Source organism: Pontibacter vulgaris (assembly GCF_022758145.1).
GTDB classification, from domain to species: domain Bacteria; phylum Bacteroidota; class Bacteroidia; order Cytophagales; family Hymenobacteraceae; genus Pontibacter; species Pontibacter vulgaris.
The window spans coordinates 15,545-41,784 of the sequence record NZ_JAJVDH010000001.1 but is presented as its reverse complement, the minus strand read 5'-3'; the positions used below and the strand labels follow the sequence as shown (position 1 = coordinate 41,784).

27 protein-coding genes are annotated in these 26,240 nt (G+C 46.0%); 13 read left to right on the top strand and 14 right to left on the bottom strand.

Annotation, left to right across the window (positions count from 1 at the left end; all coding sequences use genetic code 11):
- Positions 1 to 28 precede the first annotated feature (28 nt).
- The gene (locus tag LWP20_RS00185; protein ID WP_242926088.1) at positions 29 to 1,447 is read left to right on the top strand and encodes a thioredoxin-like domain-containing protein; all 1,419 of its coding nucleotides are present in this window, start codon (positions 29 to 31) and stop codon (positions 1,445 to 1,447) included.
- A 33-nt stretch (positions 1,448 to 1,480) separates the two neighbouring features.
- Here the strand turns inward: LWP20_RS00185 and LWP20_RS00180 are convergent, their stop codons facing one another.
- Together LWP20_RS00180 and LWP20_RS00175 are read right to left on the bottom strand one after the other, a co-directional pair.
- Positions 1,481 to 2,125, bottom strand: a complete 645-nt coding sequence (locus LWP20_RS00180; RefSeq protein ID WP_242926087.1) for a YczE/YyaS/YitT family protein — start codon at positions 2,123 to 2,125, stop codon at positions 1,481 to 1,483.
- Between the two features lie 109 nt (positions 2,126 to 2,234).
- On the bottom strand, positions 2,235 to 2,795 hold the full coding sequence (locus LWP20_RS00175; RefSeq protein WP_242926086.1) for a DinB family protein: 561 nt from the start codon (positions 2,793 to 2,795) through the stop codon (positions 2,235 to 2,237).
- Between the two features lie 205 nt (positions 2,796 to 3,000).
- On the opposite strand from LWP20_RS00175, the gene LWP20_RS00170 reads away from it, so the two are divergent.
- A complete protein-coding gene (locus LWP20_RS00170) occupies positions 3,001 to 3,687 on the top strand; it encodes a carbon-nitrogen hydrolase family protein (RefSeq protein ID WP_242926085.1) in 687 nt (228 codons plus the stop codon).
- A 133-nt stretch (positions 3,688 to 3,820) separates the two neighbouring features.
- On the opposite strand, the gene LWP20_RS00165 is transcribed toward LWP20_RS00170, so the two are convergent.
- The 3 genes from LWP20_RS00165 to LWP20_RS00155 all read right to left on the bottom strand — a co-directional run bounded on the left by LWP20_RS00165 (position 3,821) and on the right by LWP20_RS00155 (position 5,750).
- On the bottom strand, positions 3,821 to 4,375 hold the full coding sequence (locus tag LWP20_RS00165; protein ID WP_242926084.1) for a Crp/Fnr family transcriptional regulator: 555 nt from the start codon (positions 4,373 to 4,375) through the stop codon (positions 3,821 to 3,823).
- A 7-nt stretch (positions 4,376 to 4,382) separates the two neighbouring features.
- Positions 4,383 to 5,396 carry a type II restriction enzyme NmeDI-related protein gene (locus LWP20_RS00160; RefSeq protein WP_242926083.1) on the bottom strand — a complete coding sequence of 338 codons (1,014 nt, stop codon included), beginning with the start codon at positions 5,394 to 5,396 and terminating at the stop codon, positions 4,383 to 4,385.
- A 66-nt stretch (positions 5,397 to 5,462) separates the two neighbouring features.
- Positions 5,463 to 5,750, bottom strand: coding sequence for an acylphosphatase (locus LWP20_RS00155; protein ID WP_242926082.1), 288 nt, complete (start codon positions 5,748 to 5,750; stop codon positions 5,463 to 5,465).
- Between the two features lie 272 nt (positions 5,751 to 6,022).
- On the opposite strand from LWP20_RS00155, the gene sdaAA reads away from it, so the two are divergent.
- The 5 genes from sdaAA (at position 6,023) to LWP20_RS00130 (ending at position 10,832) form a co-directional block, all read left to right on the top strand.
- On the top strand, positions 6,023 to 6,928 hold the full coding sequence (gene sdaAA, locus LWP20_RS00150) for an L-serine ammonia-lyase, iron-sulfur-dependent, subunit alpha (protein WP_242926081.1): 906 nt from the start codon (positions 6,023 to 6,025) through the stop codon (positions 6,926 to 6,928).
- A gap of 304 nt (positions 6,929 to 7,232) precedes the next feature.
- A complete protein-coding gene (locus LWP20_RS00145) occupies positions 7,233 to 7,967 on the top strand; it encodes a hypothetical protein (RefSeq protein ID WP_242926080.1) in 735 nt (244 codons plus the stop codon).
- A 137-nt stretch (positions 7,968 to 8,104) separates the two neighbouring features.
- Positions 8,105 to 9,280 carry a DUF4407 domain-containing protein gene (locus LWP20_RS00140; RefSeq protein ID WP_242926079.1) on the top strand — a complete coding sequence of 392 codons (1,176 nt, stop codon included), beginning with the start codon at positions 8,105 to 8,107 and terminating at the stop codon, positions 9,278 to 9,280.
- 104 nt (positions 9,281 to 9,384) lie between these two features.
- Positions 9,385 to 9,543, top strand: a complete 159-nt coding sequence (locus tag LWP20_RS00135; protein WP_242926078.1) for a hypothetical protein — start codon at positions 9,385 to 9,387, stop codon at positions 9,541 to 9,543.
- 29 nt (positions 9,544 to 9,572) lie between these two features.
- Complete coding sequence (locus LWP20_RS00130; protein ID WP_242926077.1) at positions 9,573 to 10,832, top strand: pyridoxal phosphate-dependent aminotransferase; 1,260 nt, start codon at positions 9,573 to 9,575, stop codon at positions 10,830 to 10,832.
- 55 nt (positions 10,833 to 10,887) lie between these two features.
- Here the strand turns inward: LWP20_RS00130 and LWP20_RS00125 are convergent, their stop codons facing one another.
- Positions 10,888 to 11,346: an Lrp/AsnC ligand binding domain-containing protein gene (locus LWP20_RS00125; RefSeq protein WP_242926076.1), complete on the bottom strand. Its 459-nt coding sequence runs from the start codon at positions 11,344 to 11,346 to the stop codon at positions 10,888 to 10,890.
- A 164-nt stretch (positions 11,347 to 11,510) separates the two neighbouring features.
- Here LWP20_RS00125 and LWP20_RS00120 point away from each other — a divergent pair, with 164 nt between their 5' ends.
- Positions 11,511 to 12,464, top strand: coding sequence for an asparagine synthetase A (locus LWP20_RS00120; protein WP_242926075.1), 954 nt, complete (start codon positions 11,511 to 11,513; stop codon positions 12,462 to 12,464).
- Between the two features lie 821 nt (positions 12,465 to 13,285).
- On the opposite strand, the gene LWP20_RS00115 is transcribed toward LWP20_RS00120, so the two are convergent.
- The 7 genes from LWP20_RS00115 to LWP20_RS00085 form a co-directional block, all read right to left on the bottom strand.
- The gene (locus LWP20_RS00115; RefSeq protein WP_242926074.1) at positions 13,286 to 14,659 is read right to left on the bottom strand and encodes a LutB/LldF family L-lactate oxidation iron-sulfur protein; all 1,374 of its coding nucleotides are present in this window, start codon (positions 14,657 to 14,659) and stop codon (positions 13,286 to 13,288) included.
- A 153-nt stretch (positions 14,660 to 14,812) separates the two neighbouring features.
- Positions 14,813 to 16,369, bottom strand: a complete 1,557-nt coding sequence (locus tag LWP20_RS00110) for a M28 family peptidase (RefSeq protein WP_242926073.1) — start codon at positions 16,367 to 16,369, stop codon at positions 14,813 to 14,815.
- Between the two features lie 35 nt (positions 16,370 to 16,404).
- On the bottom strand, positions 16,405 to 16,890 hold the full coding sequence (gene ispF, locus LWP20_RS00105) for a 2-C-methyl-D-erythritol 2,4-cyclodiphosphate synthase (protein ID WP_242926072.1): 486 nt from the start codon (positions 16,888 to 16,890) through the stop codon (positions 16,405 to 16,407).
- Between the two features lie 265 nt (positions 16,891 to 17,155).
- Positions 17,156 to 18,274 (bottom strand): alkene reductase, encoded by a 1,119-nt coding sequence (locus tag LWP20_RS00100; RefSeq protein WP_242926071.1) that lies wholly within the window; start codon positions 18,272 to 18,274, stop codon positions 17,156 to 17,158.
- A 110-nt stretch (positions 18,275 to 18,384) separates the two neighbouring features.
- Positions 18,385 to 19,203, bottom strand: a complete 819-nt coding sequence (locus LWP20_RS00095) for an aldo/keto reductase (protein ID WP_242926070.1) — start codon at positions 19,201 to 19,203, stop codon at positions 18,385 to 18,387.
- 61 nt (positions 19,204 to 19,264) lie between these two features.
- Positions 19,265 to 19,714 (bottom strand): MarR family winged helix-turn-helix transcriptional regulator, encoded by a 450-nt coding sequence (locus LWP20_RS00090; RefSeq protein WP_242926069.1) that lies wholly within the window; start codon positions 19,712 to 19,714, stop codon positions 19,265 to 19,267.
- Between the two features lie 743 nt (positions 19,715 to 20,457).
- Positions 20,458 to 21,717 (bottom strand): M16 family metallopeptidase, encoded by a 1,260-nt coding sequence (locus tag LWP20_RS00085; RefSeq protein WP_242926068.1) that lies wholly within the window; start codon positions 21,715 to 21,717, stop codon positions 20,458 to 20,460.
- A gap of 192 nt (positions 21,718 to 21,909) precedes the next feature.
- On the opposite strand from LWP20_RS00085, the gene LWP20_RS00080 reads away from it, so the two are divergent.
- The 4 genes from LWP20_RS00080 to ytxJ all read left to right on the top strand — a co-directional run bounded on the left by LWP20_RS00080 (position 21,910) and on the right by ytxJ (position 24,898).
- Positions 21,910 to 23,889, top strand: a complete 1,980-nt coding sequence (locus tag LWP20_RS00080) for an alpha-ketoacid dehydrogenase subunit alpha/beta (protein ID WP_242926067.1) — start codon at positions 21,910 to 21,912, stop codon at positions 23,887 to 23,889.
- A 27-nt stretch (positions 23,890 to 23,916) separates the two neighbouring features.
- The gene (locus tag LWP20_RS00075) at positions 23,917 to 24,138 is read left to right on the top strand and encodes a hypothetical protein (RefSeq protein WP_242926066.1); all 222 of its coding nucleotides are present in this window, start codon (positions 23,917 to 23,919) and stop codon (positions 24,136 to 24,138) included.
- Positions 24,139 to 24,252: 114 nt separating this feature from the next.
- Positions 24,253 to 24,519 carry a hypothetical protein gene (locus LWP20_RS00070; RefSeq protein ID WP_242926065.1) on the top strand — a complete coding sequence of 89 codons (267 nt, stop codon included), beginning with the start codon at positions 24,253 to 24,255 and terminating at the stop codon, positions 24,517 to 24,519.
- 37 nt (positions 24,520 to 24,556) lie between these two features.
- The gene (gene ytxJ / locus LWP20_RS00065; RefSeq protein WP_242926064.1) at positions 24,557 to 24,898 is read left to right on the top strand and encodes a bacillithiol system redox-active protein YtxJ; all 342 of its coding nucleotides are present in this window, start codon (positions 24,557 to 24,559) and stop codon (positions 24,896 to 24,898) included.
- 32 nt (positions 24,899 to 24,930) lie between these two features.
- On the opposite strand, the gene LWP20_RS00060 is transcribed toward ytxJ, so the two are convergent.
- Positions 24,931 to 25,335, bottom strand: coding sequence for an OsmC family protein (locus tag LWP20_RS00060; RefSeq protein WP_242926063.1), 405 nt, complete (start codon positions 25,333 to 25,335; stop codon positions 24,931 to 24,933).
- Positions 25,336 to 25,405: 70 nt separating this feature from the next.
- Between LWP20_RS00060 and LWP20_RS00055 the strand changes: the two genes are divergently transcribed.
- On the top strand, positions 25,406 to 26,143 hold the full coding sequence (locus LWP20_RS00055) for a hypothetical protein (protein WP_242926062.1): 738 nt from the start codon (positions 25,406 to 25,408) through the stop codon (positions 26,141 to 26,143).
- The last annotated feature ends 97 nt before the right edge of the window (positions 26,144 to 26,240 follow it).

Genomic DNA, 26,240 nt, shown 5'->3' with positions numbered 1-26,240 from the left:
ATTTCTGACATTAAAACCTGCTATACCTATGCTTACCGGACGTGTAAATGCACCAGAAATTGATACCCCATATGGTTGGCTAAATTCCGGCCGCGCCTGGTCTGTAAAAGACTTTAAAGGCAAAATTGTGCTGCTCGATTTCTGGACTTTCGGTTGCATTAACTGCCAGCATATTATCCCTGACCTGGAAAGGCTGGAAGAAGAATTTACCGATATACTGGTTGTAATAGGTATACACTCCGCTAAGTTCGAAGCCGAAAAGCATAACGAAACTATAAGGCAGGCCATACTTAAATTTGGTATTAAGCACCCCGTAGTAAACGACGCTGATTTTAAACTATGGGACCAGTATGGCATAAGGGCATGGCCAACCATTGTGCTCATAGATCCCAATGGAAAGGTAGTAGGGCAACATGCCGGCGAAAGCGTGTACCAAACTGTGCAGCCACACATCCTGAAAATGCAGGAAGAATTTAAGGATATTCTGAACAGGGAGCCGATCCGGTTTCACGTGGAAGCGCGGGAAAACTCTGTTTTATACTTTCCATCCAAGCTTATAAGCGATAGCGAAGGCCATATTTACCTTTCCGACAGCGGGCATAACCGCATACTTAAACTGAACCAGCAAGGGCAGATACTGGAAACTATAGGCAACGGCGCAGCAGGTTTTGCAAACGGTAGTTACACAGATGCCAGCTTTTATGAGCCACACGGGCTGGCACTGCATGGGCGCATACTTTATGTAGCCGATGCTAAAAATAACGCCATACGAAAAGTAGACCTGGATCGGAAACAGGTAAGTACTGCCGCCGGCACAGGCGAACTGGATTATTATTTCCTGGATGATAAACTGAACGAACCGGTAAATCCCAACAGCCCCTGGGACCTGCTTATACTTGAAAACAACTTATACATTGCCAGCGCCGGCAACCACCAGCTACTGCGCATGGACCTTGTAACAGAAAAAGTATACCGTTTTGCCGGAAGCGGCCGCGAAGCCCTTACCAACGGTACGCTGCATGAAGCTGCATTTAACCAACCCAGCGGGCTTGCTCATAAGGGAAACATACTTTATGTCGCCGATGCGGAAGCCAGTGCCATCCGGTCTGTTAATTTAGAAACAGGTATGGTGCTAACACCGCTTGGCAGGGGCTTATTCGATTTTGGTGATGCAGATGGGCCGGTAGATGATGCCCTGCTGCAACACTGCGTAGGCCTGGAGATAATTGACACAGATGTATACATTGCCGATACCTACAATGGCAAAATAAAAGTGCTGGATATGGAGCGCCATCGCGTCTGGACGCTGGCAGATGGGCTAAGCGAACCTAATGATGTTTTATTTCTGGGCGGGCAACTATGGGTAACCAGCACCAACAGCCACCAGCTTTATAAGATCGATATCAGTACGGGAGAGAAAGAAGAAGTAAAGGTTAGTTATACTTAAGATAGCAGATCAAGTACAGAGCAATAGCTCAGGCTAGGCGCATACTTTTGTTTTTTCTTTTTCGCGTTTCTCGATCATGCTCATGCGCACGTTGCGGAAGAACTTAAGCGTAAACTGGAATATCGGGCTTTGGATAAGGGTATAGAAAAATGACGCGATAAAAGCAGGCCCGCCCATAACATAGCCTATCCCCAGCACGATCAGTTCTACCAGAATGCGGGCATTGCTAACCGATAGCCTGGTACGCTCCGAAATAGAAAGCATAAAGCCATCGCGGGGACCGGCTCCAATTCCGGCTGCTACATACAGGCCGCCTGCAATACCGCCAATTACAAGGGTACTGCCCAGTATCAGGAAATCAAGCCAGGTATCGGTAGCTTTAGGTAAGAAATCAAGCCATAAGAACAGGTCAGTAAAAGGGCCGATCAGCAGAGCATTCAGGAAAGTGCCAATGTTCACATACTTCCGGTTCATAAACCAGGAAATAATCACGAACACTAACCCAACTATGGTGCTCCAGGTACCCAGGCTAAACCCGAACTTCTGAAACAAAGCCATGTTAAGCACTTCCCACGGGTGCAAGCCCAGGTATTTTACCTGCACGGCCAGGGCGTTGCCCAGGCCAAACATAGCCATTCCTGTCAGGAAAAATCCGTAGTCTATTGCCTTCTGTTTCATACCCTTTGCGCGTGCTTGCCTGTTGTAGTTTGTTTAAACATCAAACCGGCCGCAAGAAAGCAAATTTTAAGCAGAAGTATAAAAGTATGTGTTATAGGAAACAACAACTTTAAGCGGCAGCCTGGCGCACTACCTGTTCTTTCACTCGCAACGCCTGCTGCAGGTGGCGCTCCTGGTGCACTATCACAAACTCCAGCGTTTCGCCAATTCGCAGCTTCAGTAATTTAAAGAACTCTACAGGTATGGCTTTTTTGTTCAGGTCGGAGCCTATGGCCGCATGCAGCAGGTGCAGTAACTGGTGCTGGTGTTGCAAAAACTCTTGTATGGTATTTAAACCGAGATGGCTGTTGTTGGGGTTCATGTGCTTTACGGTCTTGTGCTTTTTCATATTTTCAGGCCGTACCATGTCCAGCGATTTTTTACCGAGCCAGCTATAGTTTATACTAGGTGTAGGATTGCTGGCAGGGTTGGCGGCAATGGCCTTGGCCAGCGCAGGGTTATAGTAGCGGCTGTAACGGTTCAGGTGTTCCAGGCATTCAAGTATGCTCCAGCTGTCGGGGCCTGGTTTGTAATTTAACTGTTGCAGGTCTAAGCTGGCAAATTCGGCGGCTCTGTCGTGCAGGTTCTGAGCTCTCTGGGATAGCTGTTCTACTGTGATCATGGTTTTCATAGTTTTATTTGTACACTACAAAGATACAGCTGGTTATACTTCCCGATCCTTGACGGAAATCAAGATTTATAGAAGCTTTATACTGTTTAATAACTGATTTTGCTTTTCATATTAATTTAGGAAGATTGTATTTGCAAAATCTTATATATAAATTACCTGGGTAATATAGATTTTAAAATTCTATTGCTTTATAACTTTGGTTAATATGAAATCGATTCTGTTAAAAGTAACGCTGTCTGCGGCCTTTATGTGTGGGTGTGTTATTAGCACTAATGCACAGGGAGTTAATATTGCTGTTGATGCAAATGATGTAAATATAATGTCGAGCAAGCCCTTCGGTGTTGAAGGTTCTCCATACTTATATAATACCTGGTCTAAAGGGTCGGTAACGCTGGCAAACGGCATTGTTTACGATGGCATGAGCCTGTTATTTGACCAGATGAAAGATGAGCTGGTATTTAACGCAGATGGTAACAAGCGCCAGTTATTTATGGAGCCTGTTCACGAGTTTACAATCCAGGAGCCCGGAAATAAGGCTTCCATAAGAAGGTTCCGAAACGGTTTTCCTGCAGTAGATGGAGAAAGTGTAAAAGCGTTTTATGAGGTTCTTGCTGATGGCGATACGAAGTTATTGAAAAGGTCTTCCAAAGCTATTGTTGAGGAGCGGTCTACCAGCTCACATGCAAAAACCAAGCAGATTAAGGAAAGTGTAAAGTACTACATTGCCACGCCTGATAAAATGGTTAAAATAAAGAAAGACAAGAAATCAGTTATCACGGCTTTAGGAACAAAACAACCTGAGCTAGAGGCGTATATAACAACAAATAAGCTGAACGTAAAGAACGATGCTGATTTAACAGAACTGGTTATATACTTTAATAGCCTTAACTGATTTTAAGAAGTTTCATAAAAATCCAAAGCCCATCAGTTATGCTTAAACTGATGGGCTTTGGATTTTCTATGCTTAGTTTTGGTAGCAGCCATAAAGTATAAAATAGATCATTACCTGCTGTTTAATCCTGTATTTATACTTTAATGCGGCTCAGCGTTTCAGGCGACATGCGCAGGTACGAGGCAATATACTTTTTAGGGATGTGCTGGAACAGGTGCGGGCTGCGCTGCATAACGCGTTGCAGGCGTTGCTCCGGCTCAGGTAACAATAAGTCTACTTCGCGATCTATTTTACCTACCAGTGCTTTCTCCAGTTGCTCGTACCAGAAACGTTTAATGTTGGGCCGCTCCTCCATCAGGTTTACCAAATCGGTTTTGCTGATGCCCAGCAGCTCGCTCTTTTTAAGCGCCTGTATGTAATACGCCGACGGCTTACCATCTACAAAAGACGGAAACGAGATCATCAGCGTGTTCGGGTAGCCAAAGCCTACACAAATATCTTCGTCGGGGAGCGGGTAGTAAATGCGAAGCGCACCGCTGGTTACAAAGTATAAACCCTGCTCTACCTGCCCCTGCCGTATCAGGAAGTCATAACGGTTCAGGTGCACCTGCTTCTTCCAGAGCGGTTCAAACGCAGCTATATCTTCCGGGGTGAAGTATGGGATTTGCTGGAGAAGGGCGCGGAGCATGGGAGAATTAAACTATAGTTCCTATAGTTTTTGATGTAAGTGCAGACTCAGATAAATCATCTAGAATAGATTCTTTAATGAATTTGAGCATCTTCTGCTGTGCAAGCTCTTCTATTGCTGCGTAAGAAATAAAAGTGCACGAAGGAGCCAAAGTATGCTTAAAAACAGGTCTGGATAATTCTTGCATTACTTTCTCTCTCCTTTCATTAGGAGCAACTATATGTGCTTTAATAGATATGTTTGGCTGCAGTGCCATCAAATCAGCCATTCTCAAAATGCCTGAATAAATGGAAGTTGTATGTTCTACTTCAAAAGCTCTGACTATTGTTCGATCATTTATCCAAAGCACATCTATATTTTCAACTGTTTGCAGAGTATCGAGATTATAGTTTAGAGGTAAATCTTTTAAGACAGAGCCTTGCTTAGGTGTCCATACTTCAAAAATTCTGTTTCTATCATTCCTTGGAAGCCACACTTTAAAGCCCATACCTTCTCCGATTTTGGCTATAGTTGCTTGAATCTTTATTGAATCGCGCGTAAGCGGTGGCTCTTCAATAAGAGTATCTGCAAGTTCTGTCAAAGCCTGTGCTTCAATTTTAGGAACTACAGGAGTGTCTAATTCAAAAGGAATAAACTTATCAATCTTATTATTTATAAACTCCTGATTTAATAAATCGCTTGCAAGTTGATCTGATATTGGTTTAGAGCCTTGAATGTATTTAATGCTCCATGAATTTCCTCCTGCTTGTGAAAGTATGGAAATGTCAAAAGGTTTACAGTATTCTAGTTCTTTTAGGCTCAAAGTATGTTTATATCTTTCGCCGTCTGGCCAAGGCTTCAAATCCGTAAGCTTATCAAGCTTGAATCGAGCTCCGCAAAGTGTCTTCTTTCCAACTTTAACAACTAGGTAAATCAAATCATTAGGTTGTGGACCACGATGGGAAAATCCAGCTACCTGTTGTTCAATACAAATATTATAGTTCTCAACAGATGTGGAACAGTGCAGGATTCTTGTGCTCATTTTGGTAAGATAAATTACATCTCAATATAGTATAAAGTTAATCTATTATTATACATCTTCCTAACCCTACCTCCTCTGTTCAAACTTCACAAAGCCTTCCAGTTCGTCTAATTCCTTCACTATTACCTTTTCAACCTGTGCCGCGCGAGGGCCAACATGTGCCCATGCTTTCAGCATTTCCAGGGCTTGTGCGTCTCCTTCGGCTTCCAGGTAAACAGTACCGTCAGCTTCGTTCTGCACAAAACCGGTCAGGCCCAGTTCTTCGGCCTTTTCCTGGGTGCTGGCCCTGAAGAATACACCGTGTACTTTGCCGTGCACGCGCATGGCTACGCGCTTTTTATTTTGCTTATCCATCGTATTTACAAGTATAAATTAGCTGCCAAAGTATAAACTCTCTCCCGAATAACGCAGTCTGCCAGCCCCGGGTTAAAACAGAAGCAGCCACCTTAAATTGGTAAGCTTTATACTTGAGTCAGAATTTTACTGAACTTGATGAGAGCAAACCGAACAAATACCAGGGCGGATAGTGTTTGTAACTTGGGGCAAAGTATAGCTGTTTCCTGAAATTTGATTTATCTTTAATGCTCTTGTCGCGGCTTGCGGCAAATAGGTTTAGAAAGCATTTTATGTCATTACTATTCAACGACTTTAAGAGCTGGAGCAAGCATTGCGCTGAAACCGGCGAACCACTATATCAGCCTGTACTCGATTACGAAATTGAGCAGAAAGGCCGCACCGAAGAATTTATTTGGGAAAACATAGCCAAAGCTTACGAAGTGATGAAGGATGCCGTAAAAACCGGCCTCACCGAAAACATGACTTCGCGCTCGGGCATGGTGAACAATGGCGCTAAAAAAGTGGCCAACTCGCCGGTTACGGTATTGTCGCCGGAGTTCCAGATGCTGGTGTCGCGGGCTTTGGGTGCTAAAGAAGTTAACTCGTGCATGGGCCGCGTGGTGGCTGCTCCAACGGCAGGCGCATCAGGTATTTTGCCAGGCACGCTAACAACTTTGCAGGAGCTTCATGGCCTTGCCGATAGAAAGATACACGAAGGCTTACTGGTTGCGGCAGGCATCGCGCTTATTATAGAGCAGAATGCATCGCTGGCAGGTGCCGTAGGTGGTTGCCAGGCCGAAACCGGCAGCGCGGCTGCTATGGCGGCCGGAGCTATAGTTTACTGCCTTGGCGGTAACGTAGATCAGGTGTTTAATGCGGTGGCCATAACAATACAGTGTATGCTGGGTTTGGTGTGCGACCCTGTTGCCGGATTGGTGGAAGTACCATGCATCGTTCGTAATGCCAGTGCAGCCGCTATTGCCTATTCATCGTCTCAGTTGGCCATAGCCGGCGTAGACCCTGTTATACCTGTAGACCAGTGTGTGGCAGCCCTGGGCGAAGTAGGCGAAAGTATGGAACGCAAGTACAAAGAGACTGCCGAAGGCGGCCTGGCCAACACACCAAAAGCCCGCGAAATAGAAAACTTTGTATTGGTGCAGGATGTAGAAATACTGCCTGACGAAGACGAAGTATAAAGTATAAAATAATAGTAGCAAAAGAGGCAGGAAGTATACTTTCTGCCTCTTTTATTTTACAGCTCAGGCAACTGTTTTCATAGTTTAGGGCTCTTATTATTAGAAAGTTATAGTTCCAATTTTCATGGCGCGAGTGTCTTCGCTCGTGACTTACTATAGTTGGGCCTCCGGCCCTTATTAACAATAGTGCTTTTTGTATTACAGTGGCCAGAGGCCACCCTATACGAAACACGAGCCAGGAGGCTCGCGCTATGGAATCTATAATTTTGCCTACAGAAGTGATCAAACACCAACTATAAAAACTATGAAAAAGTACCTACTACTAATTTCGCTGGCAGGCGCGCTTGCATTGGCTTCCTGTTCAGTTCCTCCAATGGCGGTTGAGTCTTCTTTTAAACAGCAGGCCGAAGTGTTGCCTGTAGCAGGCCGAAAAACCTTTAAGCCCAATGGCAGCTTTACAATCGGCAAGTATACGGTGGCGAATGTGTACCGCGGCTGGCGCAACATGGGTGGCTTCTCTATCTTTAGCTACAACAATATTAAAGCAAGGCAGCAATACCAGTTTAGCCTGCAGAATGGCCAGGGTAGCGAATGGTATGTATTTGGCGCCAGCAAACTTCAACACAAATCGCTTAAAGATAACACCGGCGTTACAATTGAAGTAGCTCCTAACATGGAGTATTATGCCAGCCATTTTACCTCGCCGGAAAGCGGTCAGTGGCATTTGCTAACTGTAGACCCACGCCATTACCTCGAGCGCAAAAAGTTTGAAGGAGAGCTTTCTAACGGCACTACTACCTATACTATAGCTCCTGTCTATAAATTTGAGGGCAAAAATCTGCCTGTGTCGGATATTATTGGGTATGAGTTTAAAGATGGCAATGCTATAGTTGGGGCAGTGCAGGTCATAAATAACGGCAATGTATGGATGCACCCCGAGCTGGCACCTGATACCCGTATGGTTCTGGCAAGCGCTATGGCATCGTTGCTGCTCTACGAAAAGCTGGATGAAGCCGTAACCGAAGCTGCATTGAATTAACGAACCTGAATTGCAGATTTATTTATTTAGCCTGTTGATTTTTAGTTGCTTATGCTTGTTGTGAAGTATAAACTGAATACCTTTGTACTATTACAAATCATGGCCTGTTGCAGGCATTCTCAAGCAGTAAAATTATAATGCAAAAATTCTTCTGGTGGTGCGCCGGTTCCGATGACACTATCCTCGAAAAATGCTCCAGATCGGAACATACTAAATACGCCGGTATTGGCGCCACCGTGTTCTTTACAGGCGTTCTGGCCAGCATTTCCGGTGGCTATGCCCTTTACACAGTTTTCGATTCAGCAGTTATGGCCACGGCCTTTGGTTTGCTGTGGGGTGCTGTTATTTTTAATCTCGATCGATTTATAGTTTCCACGTTGCGGAAAGAGGGCAGGTTCTGGAAAGAGCTGCTGATGGTAACGCCGCGCATATTGCTGGCTTTGGTTTTAGCTGTAGTTATCTCAAAGCCATTGGAGCTGAAGATTTTTGACAAAGAGATACAGGCTATACTTAAAGAGAAACAGGCAGAACTGGCTATTCAGCACAAAGCGTTGGTGGGCAAACAATTTGCTGAAGTAGATTCGGTAAAGAGTGAAATTGCCGGCATCCGGAAAGAAATTGAGGCAAAAATGCTGGAGCGTAATAAACTATATGAAGCCGTTGCTGCCGAATCGGATGGCACGGGTGGTACAGGTAAAGTTGGTAAAGGCCCGATTTACGAAGAAAAGAAGCGCCAGTATGATAAAGTAGATGAAGAACTCAAACTACTTCAGGCCAGTGCTGCAGACAGGATTCTGGTAAAAGAAAAGCGTATTGCCGACCTGATGATGAACCAGGATAAGGTAGTAGCCGAAGGGCAGGCCAGTTTCCAGAATTACGATGGTCTGATGGCGCGTATTGATGCGATGGATAAATTACCCTGGCTGCCGGTTTTCTTTATAACCCTGCTTTTCATCTGCCTCGAAACCGCTCCGATCTTTACAAAGCTGATTTCAAACAAAGGCCCTTACGATGATATCCTGAAAGGTGTGGAGCATGAACGCACCACACAGGAAATGCAACGCGTGGCAGAGCGCCAGAAACAGTATGACACCCACCATGCAGTAGCCGAGGCCAAATTTGCTGCCCGTACCGAGCATGAGGTTGCCGCCCAGAAAGAGAAAGAGCGCCTGAAGTCTGATGCTCACCTGGAAGTTGCCCGCGAATCGGCTGCAGTCTGGAAAGAGCGTAAATTGGCGGAGGTAAACAGAAGCCCTAATACGGCATCGGAAGTTTTGAACGATGGCGAAGAAAATGGCTACTATAAGTGGTAAATCTGGAAAAGCATAAACGTTACGAGTGTCTTCGCACTTAATTTTCTATAGTGAGACCTCTGGCTATTAAAGTTGTAGATTAGATAAACTATACCTGTTAAGTAGTGGCCAGAGGCTACGCTATACTAAACACGAGCGATGAAGCTTGCGCTATATTTATAAAGTATAAAACCGCCCGGATAAGTATAAACAGCTTGCCCGGGCGGTTTGCTTTTGCAGGTTTTTTGCCGGTAATGTGGGCTATACTTTTCCGGAAATCGTAACTTGCTATTAAACCAAAAACCGAAGCAGTATGACCGTTTCCAGAATGGCACAAACCCTAATCGGCTCCGAAATTATACGGGTGGCCGGCGAGGTAAATGCAATGATAGCCCGTGGCGAAGATATCTGTAACCTCACCATCGGTGATTTTGACCCTGGTATTTTCCCGATTCCGGCAGAGCTGCGCGATGGCATAGCTGAGGCCTATAACCTGGGCTACACCAACTACCCGCCAGCAAATGGAGTAGCTGAGCTGCGCAAAGCAGTAACAGCCTTCACGCAAAAGCACCTGGGCTTAACTTACCCTGACGCAGATATTTTAGTGGCCGGTGGTTCAAGGCCATTAATTTATGCTACATACCTGGCTTTAGTAGACCCGGGCGATAAAGTAGTTTTCCCGACGCCATCCTGGAACAACAACCACTACTGCCACCTGTCTGGTGCTACGCCTGTAATGGTAGAGACCAAACCAGAGAATAACTTTATGCCAACCGCGGCCGATGTGGCCCCTCACCTGAAGGGCGCAACCATGCTGGCACTTTGCTCGCCGCTAAACCCAACCGGCACCATGTTCTCCAAAAAAGACCTGGAAGAGATCTGCGACCTGGTACTTGCCGAGAACCGCAACCGTGCCACAGGAGAAAAACCGCTTTACATACTTTACGACCAGATCTACTGGATGCTGACCTTCGGCACTGAGCACAAACATTACGACCCGGTTAACCTGCGCCCTGAGTTACGCGATTATGTAATTTACATAGATGGTACTTCTAAGTGTTTTGCGGCTACCGGCGTACGCGTAGGCTATGCTTTCGGGCCAACCGTAGTGATGGATAAAATGAAGGCTATACTTGGGCACGTAGGCGCCTGGGCTCCAAAAGCCGAGCAAATGGCTACCGCTTCTTTCCTGAACAAGCCAGAAGCCATAGATACTTTTATGCAGGGTTTTAAAGCGAAGGTACAGCGCAGCCTCGATATACTTTACAACGGTTTTAAAGCGCTGAAAGAAGAAGGTTATGCAGTAGATGCCATAGAGCCAATGGGTGCTATTTACCTGTCGGTTAAGTTAGACCTGGCAGGCAAAACCACACCAGACGGCACCATTTTACAGACAAGCCAGGATATAACCTTTTATGTGCTGCATGAGGCGAAGCTGGCTGTGGTACCGTTCTCTGCTTTCGGTTCTGGTAAGGAAGTATGCTGGTTCAGGCTGTCGGTTGGGGGCGCTTCAGCAGAGGCCATAGAAGCATCGTTAACAAGACTGCGCAGCGCTTTAGAAAAGTTGAAATAAGAAGTATAAAACCTTAAAGTATAAACGCCGCCTTACCGTTAAGTAAGGTGGCGTTTTAAATTATAGCCACCTGCCTGTTTATACTTTCCTCCAGCGAGATAAAAGTTTCGGTGCGCTGCACACCCGGTATTGTTTGCATTTTCTCATTCAGGGTTTCGCGCAGGTGTTGCGTATCGCGGCATATTATTTTGGCAAACATACTATAAGAGCCGGTAGTATAATGCAGCTCTACAATTTCGGGTATCTGGCGCATCTGTGCTACCGCCTCTTTATACTCTGAGCCCTTCTCCAGGAACACACCAATAAAAGCACATATATCGTAGCCCACGGCTGTTGGGTTTACCAGCAACTGCGACCCTTTTACCACTCCGAGCTCATTTAATTTCTTCATGCGCACGTGTATAGTGCCGCCCGAAACGCTCAGTTCTTTTGCTATATCAGTGTACGGACGCGTTACGTCCTGCATCAGCATCGTTAAAATCTGCTTATCCAGTTTATCAATTTCGTAATTCATAAGCCTCTATACTTCCTGTTTTTATCAAAGTTTCAAATATACATACTTTAAATTATGAATATAATAACAGAGAAAAATATTATTTATCAAATTGGTAATAAATAGCAACATCTGTTACTTTTGTGAAGTATAAATCCTCAATAAATTGTAAAATCTTTAAAAAAATGGAATCAAAAACACTTGCCGAACCAACGGTGCTGGATGCAACTTTGCACCACCTGCGGCGTGCCTCTCTTCCTAAAGTACTACAAGTGCAGCAGGGCATTGTGCGCGCCACCCACGACTTTATGTTCCGGAAAGGCCTTACGCAGCTTATGCCGCTTATGCTCTCGCCCATCACCGACCCGCTTAACCATGGCGTGGTAGATGCCACGATCGGCTATGCCGATAAACCCTGGAGCCTGACCAAATCGATGATCTTTCATAAGCAACTGGCCCTGCTGAACCCGGAGTTGAAAAGCCTTTACATTGTGTCGCCGAACGTGCGCCTGGAGTTTGCTGACCGTGCCGAAACCGGCCGCCACTTATTCGAGTTCACACAAATCGATTTTGAGTTTAAAGGCAAAGACCGCTTCTATGTAATGGAGTTTATGGAGGAACTGGTAAACTTTATTTTTGCTCGCCTGAACGCAGAGTTGCCTGAAATACTACTGGAGTTGCGTGGAGAGTTGCTGCCACAGTATGAGAAATGGCCTGTTTACCGCACCGAAAAACTGGAAGCTGCTTATGGCCCAGATTATGAGCGGCTGAAATCAGAAGAGGCGGAAACCCCATTCTGGCTGCTAAACCACAAACGCGAGTTTTACGACAAAGAAGATCCTGCAAAACCGGGTACTTACCTGAACTATGATCTGATCTGGCCGGAAGGATTTGGCGAGGGTTTATCAGGAGCCGAGCGCGAAAACGAATACCACCAGATAAGAAAACGTATGGCCGATGTGGGCACCGATGAAAAGGTATTTAAGCACTATCTTGATATTGCCAGAGAAGACGGCTTGCCAAAAACAGCTGGCGGTGGCTTTGGAGTAGAGCGCATGACCCGCTTTATCTGTCGCCTGAAAGATGTAGATGAGGTAACAGTTTTCTCCCGTAAGCCTTTCGCAACATCACTGTTTTAAAGTATAAGTTATGGATGATAATGACAACGGAGATAATCCGGATAACAGCGTAGTATAAACGGTCTGCTAAAGTATAGCAGGCCGTTTTGTTTTATAGTTGTTTTGCTTCATCCAAGTTCTCTCCTTGCCTAATGGCTCTTTGCAAACGGTAAGCTTCGATTTCAACTGTTTTGCTTTGAATCAGCTTTCGCCTCGCCGGCAGGCCTTCCTTTTTTCTTGATAAAAAAGGAAGCAAAAAATCAAGACACTTCGTTTATCGAGGGCCCCTACCCCCACTCGCTGAACGCTCAAACATCGAATCGTCAATGGGTGCACCTGGCTAAGGCCGTTGCTTTGTAGGTACTGTTTTCACCTCACCCTGGCCCTCTCCTCAAGGAGAGGGGACTGGTTTTGGTTATACTTGAAGTATAAGTTTTATAGCTGCGGTTTGAACATCCCCCTTCGCCCCCATCAAAGGGGGGGTTGATTCTTTTGCATAGCCAGCAGCTATCGAACCTGTTTCCAGTCCTTGGGTTGAGCGCCTTGGTGTGTCCGGTGCCCGTTAAGGGCAGCCTGCAGGCGGAGCCGAAGGCAGGACTCGCCACAGCGCGATGCCCGAGGACGAGGCCCCGCGGGCTTGGAGCGAGCCATAGCAAACTATGAAACAAGAAACTAGTAAGACTGAGGATGAAGTCAACTATGCAAGTATAGCCTGCTTGCCAATAGCAGAAGTAAGCAACTATGTAACTATATCAGATTTCTCACTATAGTTCGAAATGACAAATTGTGATAAAAAGCAAAAGCCTGCAGTTACGCAGGCTTTTAGTTGAAGGATCATACTTCTATTTCTTCCTTTCCTTCCACATTTGGTTAAACGTTTTAGGCGGGAAGTGAACCGGTTCGCGGCGTTTGCTCCAGGTATCTTTCGTGAAATGTTTTACCACAAAGTTCTTGATGCCGGCGGGTGCCAGGTTCAGGAGCTTGCGGCTTTTCATGGCTTTGGTCCAGTACTTAAAGGCAAGTTTCTCCTGGCTGTCGGCCAGACCCTGATCTACGCTTTGCTTACGGTTTAGCAACAGCAGATTATGAATGTTGATCTTAACCGGGCAAACAGAAGTACAGGCACCGCACAACGAGCTGGCAAAGCTCAGGTGCTTGTTCTCGGCCATGCCGCTCAAGTGTGGCGTAATAACCGAACCAATTGGGCCGCTGTAAGTAGTTTCGTAAGTATGGCCACCAATGTTTTTGTAAACCGGGCAGATGTTAAGACACGCGCCACAACGGATGCAATTTAGTGCCTCGCGTTTTTCGGGTTGTGCCAGCAGTTCCGTGCGGCCATTATCCAGTAGTACCACATACATTTCTTCCGGTCCGTCCTTCTCTTTTGGCTGGCGTGGGCCTGTAAAAATGGTGTTATAGATAGTAACGTTCTGGCCTGTTCCGCTGGTGCTAAGCAATGGCCAGAACAAATCCAGATCCATCACCGACGGAATCATTTTCTCGATGCCAACTATGGCAATATGCGTTTTAGGGAAGGTGGTTGATAAACGGCCGTTACCTTCGTTCTCGGTTACGGCTATACCGCCAACATCCGCAATCAGGAAGTTGCCACCGGTTATACCTACTTCAGCTGATGTATACTTATCGCGGAGCAACCTGCGTGCTACGCCTACCAGTTCTTCGGCACTATCGGTCGGGGCTATTTTAAGCTTCTCAACAAACAGGTCGGCAATGTCTTTTTTAGACATGTGCATGGCCGGTGTTACAATGTGGTAAGGGCGCTGCTCTGCCAACTGCACAATGTACTCACCCAGATCCGTTTCTACAGTTTCAATGCCATTTTTCTCCAGATAATCGTTCAGGTGCACCTCTTCTGTTGTCATCGATTTTGACTTAACAATAGAGCGGGCGCGCTTGCGCTTCATGATCTCACCAATCTCTTTCAGGGCCTCCTGCGCATCGCGTGCCCAGATAACTTTACCGCCACGGGCAGTAAAATTGGCCTCAAACTCCATCAGATACTTATCAAGGTTATTGATGGTGTTTGTTTTTATATAAGATGCCCTTTCGCGAGCGAGTTCGTGATCGGTATACTGGGTGAGGCCACGCTGTACGGCTGCGTTATACTTGCCGATGTTGAACTTAATGGTATTGCGGTGGCCTAAATCGAATGCTTTCGTTTCCGCATCCAGCAGAAACTGTTTTAGTTTACTCATAACGATACTACCCTACGGTATTTCCTGAATTATAGCTGCATTCAGGGGATGCTATTCAAAAGAAAAACACCCTTAAAGTTAGGGTGTTTTTCTAAAAGCCACTACAGCTATACTTTATTTCTGGTAAACGGCTGCCGTAGCCTTATAGTATATTTATTTTTTGTTGCTGTCTACTACAATGCGGTTGTCGCGGTTTGCCAGTTCCCATGCCACGTGGAACGCCAGGCGAGCCACTTTTTCAGCACTTTCAAAAATGATCTTATCTACTGAGTCTGATGCCTTGTGATAATCTGCGTGTACACCGTTAAAGTAGAAAATGATCGGAATGCCTTTCTTTGCAAAGTTGTAATGGTCTGAGCGATAGTAGAAACGGTTCGGATCTTTCTCGTCGTTATACTTGTAATCGAGCTTCAGGTTAGTATACTTCTGGTTTGCCTCTTCGTTAATTTTGTGCAATTCTGAAGAAAGCTTGTCAGCACCAATCACATAAATATAGTTGCTGTCGTTGTTCTTTTCATAATCAAAGTCCATGCGGCCGATCATGTCGATGTTTACATCGGCAACCGTGTTAGCTAACGGGAAAATCGGGTTTTCAGAATAATACTCTGAGCCCAGCAGGCCTTTTTCTTCGCCGGTTACAGTTAAAAACAACATGCTGCGACGTGGGCCTTTACCATCTTTTTTAGCTTGTGCAAAAGCCTGGGCCAGCTCCAGTACAGCTACTGTGCCGGAGCCATCATCATTGGCACCGTTAAATATCTTATCGCCTTCCTGGGTTGAGTCTACGCCTACGTGGTCGTAATGCGCGCTAACTACCACTATTTCATCTTTTTTATCAGATCCTTCGATATAACCCAGCACGTTTTCGGTAGGCAATGGCGTAACAACACGCTCTGTCAGGATTTTAACGCCTGCAGCAGGTTTAAAAGAAGTTGACTTGGTGTTTGCTGCAAAAAGTTTTTCAGGAGTTGTACCAAGTATAGCTGCACCTACTGTAGCAGATGCTACCAGGTTTGTTGCGCGCTTGCTGGCTCCATTGTTTTTACGCGAAACCGATGACTGCTTTAAACGGTTGGCATAACGCGTAGACATGGTTGTAAAGTCGGCAGGATTGAGGATGTATAACACGCTGGCGGCTCCGCTGGTTTTAGCCAGTTCGCCCATATCGTTCATTGCCTTTTCAGTGTCGGTAAGCGAGTTTACCAGCGTTACAATCATTTTGCCCTGCAGGTTCTGGTTAGCTGCGCTGGCTGCATTAGCTACAAATACTGCTTCAACACCTTGCTCGGTGCCATAAACAGATGCGCCCAGCGGGAAGAAGTCCTGCATCATCATAAACTTCTTGTTGCCAACTGTAATGTAGCCTTGCCCCCACTTGCCTTTTTCAAGGTCAAAAGTCTGGTAGTATGGGTTGCTGCCAGTTTTAACCGGGCCAGCTAAACCATCTGCCTGGAACTGCTTAGAGATGTACTCAGCTGCCATTTTCTGGCCTTTCTCGCCTGTGTTGCGGCCTTCATACTCATCCGAAGCGATGATGTGGAGGTGCTTGGAAAGGTCGGCGGCAGTAATGGTGGCAGCATACGTTGGGGCAGCTGCCTGCAGTTGAGCAGCATCCGTGATCGGAGCTTTTACAGAAGCGGTAGGTGTTTTAGCGCAGCCGGCAGAAAGGGCAGCCAGCACGATTCCCGCATACAGGTGATTGTACTTCATAATTTTGTTTAAGGTGAGAGGTAAGTTTTAAAAGGTTATAGTTTTTGGATCAGTACGGTAGCAAATGCAGCCACGCCTTCTTTTTTGCCCACAAAGCCTAGGTGCTCGGTAGTGGTGGCTTTTATAGAAATATCATGTTCCGGTATCCCCATAACTTCGGCCAGGCAAGCTTTCATGGCCGGAATGTGCGGGTTTATCTTTGGCTCCTGCAGGCAAATAGTAGAGTCGATGTTTCCGATCTCATAGCCTTCGCGAGAGAGCAGATGCATCACTTCTTTCAGCAGAATTTTGCTGTCAATGCCTTTATACTTGGGATCCCTGTCGGAAAAGTGGTAGCCGATATCGCGCATGTTGGCAGCACCCAGCAGTGCATCGCAGATCACGTGTATCAGTACATCGGCATCGGAATGGCCCAGGGCACCGTGCGTGTGCGGAATCTTAATACCACCCAGCCAGAAATCCAGCCCTTCCTGCAGTTGGTGCACATCGTAGCCAAAGCCGGTTCTTATCTTCAGTTTCATCAATCTAAGCTATGAAATATTGGGAGTAAGCCTGCCCGAACGCAGCAGGTATAAAAGGTAAATGTAATTTAAATTGGCTTAAAGTTGTAGTGCTTGCGCAGTTTTTTGATGTTATACCTTTAGAGTAAGTTTAATCTTCGCTTGCAAAACCAAATTGAACATACTCTTATACTACATTCAGGTTCTGGCAAGTATAGGCAAGTATAAAATAAAATAAGCCGGCTACCCAAAGGCAACCGGCTCATTTTAAAGTATAAACAGGAGTTTAAGCACGAGCTTCTTCCTCGTTCTGCTCTTCTTCTAAGGTAGGGTAATCGGTGTAGCCTTCCGGGCCTGTGGAATAAAACGTGTTCTTGTCGGCCTCGGCCAGTTCGGCATATAGCTCAAAGCGCTTCGGCAGATCAGGGTTCGAGATAAACGGTACACCAAAAGCTACCATATCAGCATCGCCTTCTTCTATTACCTTGTTTCCGCTTTCCTGCTTAAAGCCAGCGTTAATGATCAGGTTGCCTTTGTAAATAGGGCGGTAACGTTTGGCAATATGCGGCTCGGCATATGGTACAGCGCTTACGTTTGTAAACGGCTCCGAAAGGTGCAGGTATGCCAGGTTATAGTTGTTTAGCTTCTCAACAATATAATCGAAAGTTGGGATAGATTCTTCATTTAGCGTAATGCCAAAAGAGTTGTGCAGGCTTGGGTTCAGGCGAACACCCACTCGCTCTGCAGGCACCACTTGTTTTATAGCATCCAGCACCTCGAAAAGTATGCGCGCTCTGTTTTCTATACTTCTGCCGTACTCATCAGTTCTAACGTTAGCTGTAGATACAAAGAACTGGTGCAACAGGTACCCATTGGAGGCATGCACTTCTACGCCATCGAAACCGGCATCTATAGCGTTTTTGGCTGCGTTCTTAAAGTCCTGTACAATCTGGCTGATGTCTTCCAGCGTGAGTTCGCGTGGCGTAACGGTATCTTTAAAGCCCTGGGGTGTGTATGATTTATCGTTCGGGTTGATGGGCGATGGGGCAACCGGCAATTCTCCGTTATGGAAATCTGGGTGCGACATACGGCCAACGTGCCATAACTGCAGAAATATTTTGCCGCCTTTTGCATGCACGGCATTGGTTACTTTTCTCCAGCCTGCTACCTGGTCCTGCGTGTAAATGCCCGGCGTATTAATATAACCTATAGCCTGCTCCGATATCTGCGAGCCTTCTGAAATGATAAGGCCGGCGCCGGCACGTTGTGCATAGTATGTTGCTATCAGGTCGGTAGCCACATTGCCCGGGTTATCAGCGCGGCTGCGTGTCATCGGGGCCATTACCACGCGGTTCTTAAGTTCTAAATCGTGTAATTTTATCGGTTTTAAAAGCGGTTGTGCCATAATATAGTTAATTGTTAATCTGTTAATAATGAAGCAAGTATAAGCTTTAGACCCATTCAGGGTTAAACTTTCTGCTTACTCGTTCAGTTATGTAGCAATCCAAAATTGACTTAGTCCCATTGCGGCCCGAAAGACGGATTGATGACACGCAGATTCTCTCTGCGAAGTCCGTTTATACTTTCCATTTCATCCGGGGTAAGCTCGAAGTCAAAGATCTGCAGGTTTGATATAAGATTTTCTGTTTTAGTTGTGCGCGGAATAGCCAGCACATTATCCTGCTGCATGAGCCAGCGCAATGTTACCTGTACTTCCGATTTGCCATACTTAGCGCCTATACTTTTAAGCGTTGGGTTACCAATTACTTTGCCTTGTGCAATCGGGCTGTAAGCGGTAAGCGTAATGTTGTGCTCCTGCAGGTAAGTATAAAGTTTGGTCTGGTTGATAAGCGGGTGGTACTCTACCTGGTTGGTAATAATATCTGCGCCGGTTGCCAGTACTTCATCCAGAAGAGCGATGGTGTGGTTACTTACGCCAATAAATTTGGTGTAGCCTTTCTGCTGCGCTTCCATTAACTGCTCCATATACTCGGCTACCGGTACAGCAGCGTTTGGCCAATGTATAAGCAACAGGTCTACATGATCGGTTTTGAGCTTGCGCAGGCTTTCTTCTACCGATGGCAGAAAATCTTTTGCGCCCAGGCTTTCACGCCATACTTTGGTGGTCAGAAATACCTGATCACGGGCTACGCCGGATGCTTTTATGGCTTCCCCTACAGCTTCTTCGTTGCGGTAAATTTGTGCCGTATCTATGTGGCGGTAGCCTTCGTGTAAAGCTGCTTCCACCATTGTTTTTGCCTGTGTGCTATCTAACTGAAAAGTGCCAAACCCAAGAGCAGGTATCAAAGCGTCTTTTATCTTTATTTCTTTCACGGGTTTATTTTAAAGGTTTATACATTACTTGTGTATACAAATATTACGGTAAAAAAATAGCTCAGCTTCTGAGCTTATCCAGCATATTGCTTACTATAACGGCTTCTTCTTTCGTGAGGCTATGAAAACGCTGGTATAGTTTTGGGAGTTCCTCGTCTATCTGTTCTAATAATTGCAAACCTGTTGGTGTTATCCGAACCTCAATCATGCGCCTGTTTGATGGGCAGATATCGCGGGTAACGTAGTTTTTTTCGATCAGCTTATCAATGAGCCGGGTAACGTTAGAGTTGCGGTCCAGCATGCGCTCCTGAATATCGCCGAAGCAAACCGGAGCCGGATGTTGCCCGCGCAGAATACTTAGAACATTATGCTGCTGTTGCGTAAGGCCAAAATTTTTGAAGAAAGGCAAAAGCTGCTGGTTTACCCAGTTGTTGGTAAACAACAGGTTCACGAGCAGACGGCGGTAATCGTCTTTAAAGTCTTTCTGTTTTATTTCGTCTTCTATGCGCATAAAGTGTGGCAAATGTAAGTCGTATCTTTGTATATACAAATGTTGAGGGGAAAAAGTTTGAATGAAGTGAAGATAAGGCTGGTTTATATTTGGTGCTGTTAAGCTATACTTCCAGTTTTGCTTTCTTCCTTAGTCTTACTTACCAATTGTTTCATAGTTTGCTTTGGCTCGCTCCAAGCCCGCGGGGGCTCGTCCTTTGGCATCGCGCTGTGTTCCCTTCCTTTGCTCGTACCTCGAAATGCCTGCGGCACCGGAATCTCACAAGGCGCTCAACCCAAGGACTGGAAAGGATACTTCTTCGTTAGCGGCTGTGTAATTGGAACCAGTTGTAGGGACAGGTCGTGACCTGTCCGCGCGAAGGTTGGAACTATGAAACTATAGGTATTGCTCTAGTAAAGTATGACCCCCCCTTTGAAGGGGGCTAGGGGATGTTTATACTTGAACTACGAAGCAAAAGCTTCAGCCAGGTGCACCAACTGACGATTCGATGTTTGAGCGTTCAGCGAGTTTCGAAGTGTCTTGATTTTTTGCTTCCTTTTTTATCAAGAAAAAAGGAAGGCCTGCCGGCGAGGCGAAAGCTGACTCGAAGCATAGAAGTTAAAATTGAAGCTTGCCGTTTGCAAAGGACCTTCTAGCTACTCTCCAGAGGAGAGCTTATCCTTATATCAGCTTGCCATAAAACAAAAAAGCGGCTGCAACCGGTGTGGTTACAACCGCTTTTTATACTTTATACTTTCAGCTCACTAAGCTGTTACAGGTTCTTCTTTCTTCTCTGCACGGTATAGTAATGTAGAGCAGTTATTCGGGCTTAGTACCTGTTTGGCGCAACGCAGAATATCTGCCGGTGTAACAGCCTGTACTTTCTCACCTTCCAGGTTAACCAGGTTTGTGTCGCCTAGGAGTTTGCTGTAGGCCAGGTTCATAGCACGGTTCAGAAGTTCTATTTCGGAGAATACAATCGTGGTTTCTGCTTGGTTTTTTACCTTGTTCAGTTCTTCCTCGTCCACCAGTTGCTCCATCAGTTCCTGGTTAATGGCTTCAATGGCAGCGTTGGCTTCGTGTATGTCGGCACCTTCGTGCAGTTTGCCTTGTATAATCAAAAGGCCCGGCTCTATAGAACCCGAAACAGAAGCAGTAATTGAGTTGAAAAGTTTTTGCTCTTTCACCAGCTTGTTGTATAACCTGCTCGATTTTCCACGGCCCAGTATATCGCTGATCAGGTCTACGGCATGGTAATCCTGGTGCGTGCGGCTTGGCATATGGTAAGCTTTATAAATGGCACTAAGTGGCACATCGGCTGTAGTTTCCAGCACACGCGGGCCGGCTTGCGCAGGCTCGGCAGGTATGTTGCGCTCATACTTCACACCCGACGGAATAGGGCCGAACCATTTCTCTGTAAGTTCTTTTGCACGCTCAAACGTTACATTGCCTGCCACTACAAGTATAGCATTGGCCGGTGAGTAATGCTTCCTGAAAAAAGCTTTTACATCATCCATTACAGCGTTTTCGATATGCGAGATCTCTTTGCCAATAGTAGCCCATTTATATGGGTGGTTTTCGTATGCCAGGGGGCGCAGCTTCAGCCATACATCGCCGTAAGGCTGGTTCAGGTAATTCTGCTTAAACTCCTCTACTACCACTTTGCGCTGTACCTCCAAGCCGTTTTCACTGAAGGCCAGTTCCAGCATGCGGTCAGACTCGAGCCAGAAACCGGTTTCGATATTTTGAGCTGGCAACGAGAGGTAATAGTTTGTAATGTCGGGGCTGGTGAAGGCATTGTTCTCGCCACCTACACGCTGCAATGGCTCATCGTAAACAGGTATGTTTTTAGACCCGCTGAACATCAGGTGTTCGAAAAGATGGGCAAAACCTGTGTGGTCTTCGTCTTCGTCGCGCGAGCCAACATTGTAAAGTATATTTAAAACAGCCATAGGCGAAGTAAGATCTTCGTGCACTATAACCTGCAGGCCGTTTTCTAATGTAAACTCTTTAAATTGTATCATGATTCTGTTAAGACGTTAGCTAATTAGATACCAGATGTTAGACTGCACAATTTAAACCTGAAGAAAGTCTAATGGCTAAAGTCTTACGTCTAATATCTATTTTAAGAACAAAAGTATAAATTAGCCGGATATTTCAGGGCAACCGCTAATACATTAACTTGCCTAACTATAACGAAAATTTGCTTTCCGAAGATGAACTTTAACCGCAAAGAATATACCGACGACGAACTTCTGGCACTTTACAGAGGCATTCTGAAGCCACGTTTAATTGAAGAACGCATGCTGGTGCTGCTGCGCCAAGGCCGCGTAAGCAAATGGTTTTCCGGAATTGGCCAGGAGGCTATCTCTGTTGGTTCTGCCATGGCACTGGAGCAAGACGAGTATATTTTGCCCCTGCACCGCAACCTGGGTGTTTTCACTAGCCGTAACATGCCCCTCGACAGGCTGTTTGCGCAGTTTCAGGGCAAGAAGACCGGCTTTACAAAAGGCCGCGACCGCTCTTTCCATTTTGGCTCCAACGAACACCACATTGTAGGTATGATCTCGCACCTGGGCCCGCAACTGGCTGTTGCCGATGGTATTGCGTTGGCTGATTTGTTAGATAACAAGGAAAAAGTAACGTTGGTTTACAGCGGTGATGGTGGTGCCAGCGAAGGCGATTTCCATGAGGCGCTGAATGTGGCTGCTGTCTGGAACCTGCCGGTGATCTTTATGATCGAGAACAACGGTTATGGTTTATCTACGCCAAGCAACGAACAGTTTAAATTCAACCATTTTATTGATAAAGGCCCTGCTTATGGCATAGATGCCCTGCAGATAGATGGTAATAACATACTGGAAGTATACGATACGGTGCGCCAGGCTGCTTATAGTATGCGCAAGAACCCGCGCCCAATGCTGATAGAGGCCATTACCTTCAGGATGCGTGGCCACGAAGAAGCCAGTGGTACCAAGTATGTGCCACAGGAGCTTTTCGAAAAATGGGCTAAAAAAGACCCTGTGGAAACTTTTGAACAGTACCTCTTAGAAGAGTTAGTGCTGACGCAAAAGACCATGGAAAGTATAAAAGAAGAGATAAAGGCTGAAATAGAAGAAGGCCTGCAAACTGCTTTTGCCACTCCAATGCCGGTTGCCGACCAGCAGGAAGAACTGGCCGACATGTACCAGCCATTTGAGCAAAAAGTAATAGAGCCTGCTTCGGGAGCCAAAACCGAGAAACGATTTGTAGATGCCATATCAGATGCGCTTCGCCAAAGTATGGAGCGCTACCCAGACCTGGTGCTGATGGGCCAGGACATTGCCGAGTATGGTGGTGTGTTTAAAGTAACAGAAGGTTTTGTAGAAGCATTTGGTAAAGGCCGTGTGCGTAATACACCGCTTTGCGAATCGGCTATACTTGGTATAGGCCTGGGCATGTCGGTTAAGGGTAAGAAAAGTATGGTAGAGATGCAGTTTGCAGATTTTGTGAGCGCAGGCTTTAGCCAGATCGTGAATAACCTGGCTAAAAGCCATTACCGTTGGGGCCAGAATGCCGATGTGGTAGTGCGTATGCCTACAGGTGCCGGTTCTGCTGCAGGCCCGTTCCATTCGCAAAGCAACGAGGCTTGGTTTTTCCATACGCCGGGGCTTAAGGTAGTATACCCATCAACTCCATACGATGCCAAAGGCCTGCTGAATGCAGCCCTCGAAGACCCGAACCCCGTTATGTACTTCGAGCACAAAATGCTGTACCGTTCTATCTCACAAGAGATTCCGGATGATTACTATACTGTGGAAATCGGCAAGGCAAGATTGGCAGCTGAAGGTACAGACCTTTCTATTATTACGTATGGTATGGGGGTGCACTGGGCCAAGCAACTACAGCAGGAAATGCCGGAGTTAAGTATGGATATCCTGGATCTGCGCACGCTGTTGCCTTGGGATAAAGAAGCTGTGGAGAAAACTGTAGCTAAAACAGGCCGCGTAATCGTATTACATGAAGATACCTTAACCGGTGGTATTGGGGGCGAAATTGCAGCCTGGATTGCAGAACATTGCTTCCAGTACCTGGATGGTCCGGTGGCACGCGTTGCCAGCCTGGATACTGCCGTACCTTTCGCGCCGCCGCTGGAGCAGGAATTCCTGCCTAAGCAACGCCTCCGCGAAAAGGTAGAAGCCATACTTGCTTACTAGATCAAAACCCGAATTTCACCCTTGGATATGCTAAAGTCCCGGTTATTTATACTTCCGTTGTTGTGCCTTGCCATTTTGCTGGGCACAGGCAGCTGCCAGCGTAAAGGCATACCTTGCCCTAAACCAGCCGGCAGTAGTGGCGGCATTTTTAAAGTATTTAAAAAGAAAGCTCCTAATTCCGGCGCTACCATGCAAGGTATACAAGTGCCAATGGGTAAAAATGGCCTCGTAAAAAAGAAGCGCATGTAAACTGCCGAACCAGTAATTGGTTACTTAAGTATAACACCTAAAAATATAAGCTTTATGTGCAGGCCATTGGTTGTATATTCTAAGGAGCTGATGCTATTGCTTGTGTTACTGTTTATGGCAATCGGCTCCGCATCGGCGCAGATCAGCCATAAAGAAACCAGCAAGCACAAGTTGTATAAGAAGCGTTTCCTGAAACAGGCAGATAAGACAGAGGCCGCATATAAAGAAACACACCTGAATACGGAAGCTTATACTTTTAAAAAAGGGAAAGCAGCACGTAAAAAAGCCGTCCGCGATGAGCGTGGTAAGTATAAATTTAGCCAGGACGGGCAGGCCATGCCGCGCAAGCCTAAAGTGAAAAAGATAAAAAGGCTGCAATAAAAGATCAATAAATACGAATACACAGAAAGGAATAGAAATGAATTGGCATCCGCTTACAAGTACCGAGCAGTTAGAAAAAGTGATAGAGGAATCTAAAAGTACACCTGTAGTTATTTTCAAGCACAGTACTTCCTGCTCCATCAGTGCTACCGCTAAAAGCAGGCTAGAGCGCCAGTGGCAGGATGCAGGCTTAGACCATGTAAAACCGTATTATCTTGATCTGCTGCGCTACAGGCCGGTATCGAATGAGATAGCAGAGGTGCTGCACGTTAGGCACGAGTCGCCGCAGTTGCTGTTGGTAGAGGATGGGGTTTGTACCTACGATGCCTCACATTTGGGCATCAGCTTAGATACCGTTAAAAAGAAAGTACAGGCATAGTGGCTAAAGTATAGCACCTATGCCTGCTATACTTAGTATAAGAAAGTAACAGATTGTTTAATCTCCGGGTGCAGGCTTAGGGCAACCGGGCATGTGCGAGCCGCGTTTTCCAGCATCGCTTTCTCTTTATCAGTGTAAGAGCGTGCCGGCATTTTAAAGGTTAGCACTATTTCTGCAATACGGCGTGGTTCTGAAGCCATTATTTTGGTGGTTTCGATTTCCATGCCTTCAATGTTTATTTCGCTGCGGTTTGCCACGATGCCCATAATTGTCATCATGCAGCTGCCGAGAGCGGCACAAACCAGGTCAGATGGAGAGAAAGCCTCGCCACGACCGTTGTTATCTACAGGAGCGTCTGTAATAACAGTGTTGCCTGATGCAATATGCTGAGCCTGAGTGCGTAAGTCGCCTTTATAGGTACTGTTAATTGTTGCCATAAGTGCTAACGATTGTTTTGTTAAGAGCGTAAATTTAGATAGATTTAAGCAAACTATAAATTATAAAAAGGTGCTAAGATACCTCGCATTAGTCCTGGCCGTTGCGCTGTGTGTAACACTACCGGCAGCAGCACAATCCTCTGAAGAAGAAACTTTTCGGAATGAGCTGAGCTATGGTATAAACTTTAACTCGAATGGCGGCCTGGTTGGCGGTGTGTTTGGGCGTTCGGCATATTTAGTAAGAGATGGCTTGTACCAGTTCGGCGGATTGGAAATTGTGGAGGTAAAGCATCCGAAAGAGAACCGCTTGTACAGCGCCAACACCGGCGATTTTTTTATAGCAGGTAAGCAGAATTATCTTTTTGTTGTGCGTCCGCAGTATGGTGCCGAGTATGTACTGTTTAAAAAAGCAGCCGAATCGGGCGTGCAGGTAAATGCTGTAGGCGCAGTAGGGCCGTCGCTGGGTTTCCTGGTACCTTACTATATTCGTTACAACTATGGCAGCCGTACTTCCGATTCTGATGTGCGTACCGAGCAGTATGACCCCATACAGCACCGCGATATCGAACTTATAGAAGGCAGCGCAAATGTTTTCACTGGTTTAGGTGAAGCAAAAGTAAACTTTGGCTTGCATGCCAAAGCTGGCCTTAGTTTCGAATATGGCCGCTATAACGAAAGTATAACAGGTATGGAAGTTGGCTTTATGGTAGAAAAATATACTAAAAAGCTTAACATGATTCCGCAGGCCGAGAACTACAGCACTTTCGCCTCTGTGTACCTCAACCTGTACTACGGTCGCAGAAAATAACACCCCCCGAACATTTCTTTTAAGTTGTTTGTTAAGATGGCAGTTTCTGTATTAGAGGCAACACAAAACTTGGCCAATTGCCAGTGTCTTAATGCAT